This is a genomic window from Fulvivirga lutimaris (genome assembly GCF_009711525.1).
In the GTDB taxonomy this organism is placed as follows: domain Bacteria; phylum Bacteroidota; class Bacteroidia; order Cytophagales; family Cyclobacteriaceae; genus Fulvivirga; species Fulvivirga lutimaris.
The window spans coordinates 1-6,989 of sequence record NZ_SMLV01000233.1; the positions used below are offsets into that span (position 1 = coordinate 1).

Here is a 6,989-nt window from a genome sequence, read left to right on the forward strand (position 1 = left end):
GGAAGGAGAATTATTGAGGAATCCATAGCCATGATAGATGAGCTGGGGTTTGAAAAGTTCACTTTTAAAAAGCTCGCACAACACATTGAGTCTACAGAAGCCTCGGTTTACAGATACTTTGATAACAAACACAGATTACTAGTGTACCTTATCGCCTGGTATTGGAATTGGCTCGAATTCAGAATCGATTTCGCAACTAATAATATCGAAAACCCTGAAACTAAGTTGGAGATAGCCTTAAAGATTGTGACTGAGTTGAAAAGGAGGGATCAGTCCTTTCCGCAAATTGATGAAGAAGCACTCTTTAGAATTGTTATTCTTGAATCAGATAAAACTTTTTTGACAAAACAGGTTGATTCGGATAACAAAGAAGGGCTTTTTAGAGGGTTCAAATCTTTATGTAAGAAAATTGCGGATTATGTTGAGGAGATAAATCCTGAATACAAATCAGCGAACTCATTAATAAGTACAGTATTGCAGTCAGCTCACCATCAGCTCTTTTATGCAGAGCATTTGCCATCATTAACAAATTTGGCCTATGGAAAAAACATGCATGCTCAAAATGAAGAGTTTTTGAAAGATCTAATATTTAAGACTATTAAAGCCTAATAGAAATCCTAGATGAACAGTAATCAAATTATTAAAGTCATCCGAACGTCATCCGATCTGCTGAAGCAAGATTTTGATGGTTTTGCTTTGAATAGTATTGAAGCATCAATTCGTCAGTATGACAAAAATGAGCTTTCAGAGTTTATAAGAGACCTCACTGAAGCTGCCAATAAACAACGCATCATCTATCTTGAAAATAGTCTGGATCGAGAAGAGTTTGCTGAATTTCTAAAGGACATTGAAATACCAATCGTTGCCTTTGAAAGTACTGAAGACAACTATATTCCAATAATTATATTTAAAGATGGGCGCAAGGCCAAAGCCATCAAGATTGAAGAACATGATTCTGATCCGTTCCTAATCGATGAAGGCTATATCTCTAAACTTCAGGATGCAAAGGGCAAGGTTAATTTTATGGGTGTTTTCGCTTATAAAAGTATGGTTAGTGATGAAGAGGGAGATGATGTAGAAGCTAAAAAGCTCAACCCTATACAACGTTTAATAAGGTTGCTGTCTGAGGAGAAAAGAGACATTTTCTATATTTATGTCTATGCTCTTCTTATAGGTTTAATAAGTCTTACGCTGCCTCTGGGTATTCAGGCTACAGTATCTCTAATTTCTGGAGGGGTAGTTTTTAGCTCCGTTTATGTGCTCATAGGTTTAGTGATATTAGGTGTTTTAGCTACTGGTGGACTGCAAGTAATGCAGATTACTTTGGTGGAATACCTTCAGCGCAGGGTTTTTACAAAAGCAGCCTTTGAGTTTGCGTTTAGAGTGCCGCGTATAAAAGCTGAGGCATTATTGAAGTACTACCCACCAGAATTGATGAACAGGTTTTTCGATGTGCTAACCATCCAGAAAGGATTGCCTAAATTATTGATTGACTTATCGGCTGGTGTTATTCAAATTCTATTCGGATTATTACTTCTGTCTTTCTACCATCCGTTTTTCGTGTTTTTTAGTTTGATATTGTTGGGTATGCTGACTTTAATCTTTTACCTCACTGGGGCAAAAGGACTTAGCTCATCAATCAGCGAATCAAAATATAAATACAAAGTGGTTTACTGGTTGGAAGAGCTAGCGCGTACCATCAACTCATTTAAGCTTTCTGGCAATACGCCATTGCCACTTAGGAAAACAGATTACAATGTAAATAACTATCTGAGAAATCGGAAAACCCACTTTGGGGTACTTATAACTCAATATTCATTTATACTGCTTTTTAAGGCTCTTGTTACTGGTGGATTACTGATTATTGGTACTATCCTCGTAATACAAAGAGAAATTACGCTGGGTCAGTTTGTCGCTTCTGAAGTGATCATCATATTAATTCTTAACTCAGTTGAGAAAATTATTATGTACATGGATGTTATTTATGATATGCTTACAGCAGTGGACAAAATCTCTCAGGTTACAGATTTGCCATTGGAGAAAAGTGGAGGTTATGATATGCCTAACTTTCATGATAGCAAGGGTATGACAATACAGACTAAAAACTTAAAATATAAGTTTCCAGGCAATGTAGAATATTCCTTAAAAAACATTGATCTAACGGTGGAGCGTGGAGAACATATTTGTCTCTCTGGTACTGGAGGCTCTGGAAAAACAGTCCTTAGCAATGCCATTGCTGGTCTAAATATCAATTACGAAGGCATAGTGACTATTGACGGTTATTCTCTTAGAGACCTTGACTTAACCAACCTGCGTGATAGAATAGGCAAGAATGTTAGTCAGCAGGACATATTTGAAGGTACTATTATAGAGAATATACTGCTGGCAAAGACTCACGCTAGTTATGAAGATGCCATGTGGGCCATTAACATGGTCGGCATTGCAGATGAGATTAATAACATGCCTGAAGGACTCAACACACCAATGCTAAGTGGTGGTAAAGGTTTAGCCAACGGCCTGGTTAATAAAATTATACTGGCGCGTTGTTTGGCTAAGCGACCAAAGATGTTGGTACTTAATGATTTCTTCACTGACTTTTTAAAATCAGAACGACTTAAATTAATAAGCATGCTTACCGATAAGGAGCATAAATGGACATTGGTGGTGGTGTCTAATGATCCGGTAATTATGGCTGCGTGCGACAGGGTGGTAGTGATGGAAAATGGCGAGATGAAAAAAGAAGGAAAGTTTGAGGAGTTAATCAAATCTGAGGAACTAAGTAAAATTATAAACTAGAAGGTATGAACATTTTAAACAATTTGGCGGATGGCCAACTTTATACCTTAAAGACGCTAAAAACACCTAGTGCAGGGCGTCTTTTAGCTAGAATATTGATGGCGCTTTTTGGCGTTTTTCTAATCATACTGTTTGTGCCGTGGCAGCAGAATATTAGAGGAGCTGGTAATGTTACAGCCTTTGCTCCTCAAAACAGGCCGCAGTCTGTTGAGTCAGCCATAGCTGGAAGAATAGCCTCATGGAATATCCGTGAAGGGCAGTTTGTAAATAAGGGAGATACTATTCTTACATTATCAGAGATTAAGGATAAGTTTTTTGATCCTGAATTATTGACCAGACTTCAGGAGCAGCTGACTGCAAAACAAGAAGCTATTAGTTCGAAAAAGACCAAGGCCGAAGCTTTAAGAACGCAGATTAAAGCATTGAAGGAAGGGGCGAGCATTAAAAACTTGCAAACAAAGAATAAGCTCAAGCAGGCAGGACTTAAGTTGGTAAGTGATAGCATTGACTATGAATCTGAAAAGGTGCGCTTTCAGAACTTTAAAAACCAGTATGAGCGAAATAAAGTGCTTTATGATGCTGGTAACATTGCTTTAACCAAATTTCAGGACATAGAATCTAAATTTCAGGAATCAAGAATGAAGGTGGTGTCTGCTGAGAACAGGTTCTTACAGTCCAAGGCTGAGCTTGAAAATGCCAGAGTGGATATAGCAGGTGTTCAAGCCGAATATCAGGATAAGATAAGTAAATCAATATCGGATCTTAATGCCACCCTGGCTGATCTTTCTGATACCGAGGCAGCATATGCTAAGCTTAGAAATGAGAATAGCAATATGGAGATCAGGAATCAGCAATATCAGGTGATAGCACCGCAAGCTGGCTATATTGTTAAAGCCATGCGTGCCGGTATAGGAGAAACCATTAAGGAAGGGGAGGCGGTAGTTACTATCATGCCTGAAAATCCTGATTTGGCAGTGCAAATGTATGTTAAGGCCATGGATGTGCCGTTGATATCTAAAGGTCGTAAGGTGAGGATTGAATTCGATGGATGGCCAGCTTTACAATTCTCAGGTTGGCCTAGCGTAGCTGTAGGTACTTTTGGTGGTGTGGTTAGAGTGATAGATTATGTGAATACCAAACCCGGAGAATTTAGAATATTGGTTACTCCTGATCCGGATGATGTTCCTTGGCCTGATAGGCTAAGAATGGGTTCTGGAACTAAGGGCTGGGTGATGCTGGACAATGTACCTGTGTGGTATGAAATCTGGCGACAGCTTAACGGTTTCCCTCCAAGTCTGTATGCAGAACCTGAAGTTGATAACGCAGAAACAACTGAGAAGAAGAAATGAGAAACCTAGTATTCATTTTTCTTTTCGCCAGTGCAGCCAGCTATGGCCAGGTAGCTGATGATTCAGTAAGGGTGTTGAGCTTTGATGATTTTTATCAAATTGTCATTCAAAACCATCCAATTATCAAACAGGCAGAGCTTTTGTCTCAGGCAGCCAATCAGGAGCTAAGGCTGGCGCGTGGTGCCTTTGACCCTAAGCTGGAAGGCACATGGAACATGAAAGATCTTTCAGACACAGAGTATTATAACCTATTAGATGTCTCTTTGAAAATACCTACCTGGTTTCCTGTCGATCCTAAGGTAGGGTTCTCACAGAATACCGGGGAATATTTGAATCCGGAAAATTTCATTTCCAACAGTACTGATAACCAGCAGCTTTATGCCGGTGTTTCTGTGCCTATTGGTAAAGGCTTATTTATCGACAGCCGTAGAGCAACATTGCGACAAGCGCAGTTAATGCAAGACATGGCTGAAGCTGAGCAGATTAAAGAGATTAATAAAATTTTGCTGAATGCGGTAAAGGACTACTGGGAGTGGTATGCTGCGGTCAATAAGTTTGAATTGATGCAGCAGAGTATTGATATAGCCGATGACATTTTTAGTAGGACAAAAATGGCTTTTGAATATGGAGAAGCAGCACCTTTGGACACCATTCAGGCTAAGATTACGCTACTCGGCAGAAAGACTGCACTGCAGGAAGCCATGATAGAAAGGATTAAGGCAGGTTTGACTTTGTCTAACCACCTTTGGACACAAGAGGGGGCACCGCTAGAAATGACACCCAATGTGAAACCTGCGGCCATTCAAAATAATAGATTATCAGATGTACAGTTAGGGACACTATATGAACTGGCAAAAGAAAATCACCCGGAGCTTAGAAAATTGAATTTGAAAAATGAATCTCTGCTTATTGATAAACGTCTGGCGGTTGAGAACCTAAAGCCTCGGTTGGATCTGAATTATTACTTTTTGGATCAGCCAATTAACGCGCAGGGCAATAGCAATGACTTTATGTTTTTAGATAACTACAAAGTAGGAGTTGACTTTGCCTTTCCAATATTCCTGAGGAAGGAACGTGCAAAACTTGGTATGACTAAACTGAAGATTACTGAAAACAACTATCAGTTGGATTATACAGAGCGGCAGATTTTAAATGATTTAAGCGCTCAATACAATGAGATGATCAACCTGCAGCAGATAGTAGTGCAGCAGCAGGAAATGGCCGATAGCTACCAGCTGATATTGCAGGCCGAGCGGTTGAATTTAGAGAATGGTGAAAGCGATTTGTTCAAATTGAACATACAAATTGACAAGCTGATAGAAGCGCAAAGCAAGTTGATAAAGACCAAAGTGAACTATCAGAAAAGTATTGCAACGTTATACTGGGCTGCTGGTATTTCTAATCTTGGGTTGGTGGATTAACTATTTATAAAACGAATCCTCATCCACTACAATGGTGGTAAGCTCGACAGTATGACCGTCAGGGTCTTTGGTGTAGATGGAATGAAAGTAATGATGATCCTGAATGTTATAATCAAGGCCTAGATTATCATAATGCTTTTTGGCCTTTTCAAAATCTTGGTTGGAGACATTAAAGGCAAAGTGATCAATTTTTACATTTTTAGAGGCAGCATCTAATGCCGGGTGATCTGTATTGGCAGGAAAGATTGCGATGCCCGTTTTTCCTGACAGCATAAAAATGGGGAAGTCACCCCACTCTGGCAGTTGATATTTCTTTAATCCTAAGACTTCTGCATACCACTTTACAGAGGCTTCTAAATCTTTAACTCTAATGGCTACATGGTCAAGGAAGTTGATGTTGAAGGGCATATCTAATTGTTTTATACTTTAAAAGTAATGAACAATTCGTGAAATGGTTTTACCAATTTAATGATTTTAGCTTGCTTAAGTTCGGATTACAAATCCTACAAAAGGGCTTCGGAATTACAAATTCCGAAGAGCAGGATTATGTAGACTCCCATAATAATTTTATTATTTTAACTAACGCCTGTGTAGAAAGTGTATGCCACACGAGGCTATAAAAAGCTAAACGTAGCATTTTCTGCCAACTTTCTAAACCTACACAAGCCAAAAAATGCTCAATACTTTCAAGTTTCTGCTGCGTTCTGGTTAGTCGTCCAGCAATGAAATGCAAGCAGAAATGCGGTGCAAGTTGCACAAGCCGAGGCTACAAGATGGTTTAGCATATGTTTTTCTACACGATGTTATGTGCTTTTGTATTTCACTACACACTTCCTCCCATGAATCGTTTTAGAATTAGCCCTGAACTGGCTATAAAGTTGGTCAAGAAATAATTTACCCTTTAGTTCGAAATTCTGAGATTCAGTTTTGTTAAGGCAAATAGCATTTTTTGCTTCAGACGTAAAAATTCGTCCGATTAAGCCTCTTGGTTTTTGATCTACTAACAAATAGTATCCATTGACTTCATAAAGTTTATAATTAACTGACTTGAATACTTCCGTTAATTGTCTATCATAATATTTATCAGTTATTAAGTGTTGTTCGATGTACTTTTCGGTATCTGCGTTGTTGTGAATTCTGATGGTGTCTCGATTATGGGAGGAATTTTTTAATACAAATCTAATTGCGTTATATTTATTCAGAATTTTCCAATCAGTTCGCCATCCATGATTTCCCAGTCGATAAATCAATTTATCACGATATTTTTGAATATCTACATATGCCCCCGGATCACTTATTTGAGGAAAGAAATGGTCAAAGAAAAAAAGTTGATTTACTCTTGAAAGTTGTTTGAAGAGCTGGTCTAAGTTCTCTTCGTTCAGGGACATAGGATTAATGTATAAATCATCTGTATTGATGTGAT

Annotated in this window: 6 protein-coding genes; 4 read left to right on the top strand and 2 right to left on the bottom strand. The window is 38.6% G+C overall.

Translation table 11 applies throughout. The annotated features are described in order from the left end of the window. The 4 genes from E1140_RS02735 to E1140_RS02750 all read left to right on the top strand — a co-directional run. The coding region (locus E1140_RS02735) for a TetR/AcrR family transcriptional regulator (RefSeq protein WP_155178794.1) at positions 1–609 on the top strand (609 nt) is incomplete at its 5' end. Positions 610–621: 12 nt separating this feature from the next. Then, entirely contained in the window at positions 622–2,796 is a 2,175-nt protein-coding gene (locus E1140_RS02740; RefSeq protein ID WP_155178796.1) for a peptidase domain-containing ABC transporter, read from the top strand. A gap of 5 nt (positions 2,797–2,801) precedes the next feature. Further along, entirely contained in the window at positions 2,802–4,145 is a 1,344-nt protein-coding gene (locus tag E1140_RS02745; RefSeq protein WP_155178798.1) for an HlyD family secretion protein, read from the top strand. Further along, on the top strand, positions 4,142–5,566 hold the full coding sequence (locus E1140_RS02750; RefSeq protein WP_155178800.1) for a TolC family protein: 1,425 nt from the start codon (positions 4,142–4,144) through the stop codon (positions 5,564–5,566). The genes E1140_RS02745 and E1140_RS02750 overlap by 4 nt, the downstream gene beginning before the upstream one ends. Here the strand turns inward: E1140_RS02750 and E1140_RS02755 are convergent, their stop codons facing one another. Together E1140_RS02755 and E1140_RS02760 are read right to left on the bottom strand one after the other, a co-directional pair. Beyond that, positions 5,567–5,974: a VOC family protein gene (locus E1140_RS02755; protein ID WP_155178802.1), complete on the bottom strand. Its 408-nt coding sequence runs from the start codon at positions 5,972–5,974 to the stop codon at positions 5,567–5,569. It abuts the gene before it with no gap. A gap of 395 nt (positions 5,975–6,369) precedes the next feature. After that, positions 6,370–6,989, bottom strand: a 620-nt coding sequence (locus tag E1140_RS02760; RefSeq protein WP_221412612.1) for a hypothetical protein, incomplete at its 5' end; no start/stop codon positions are given.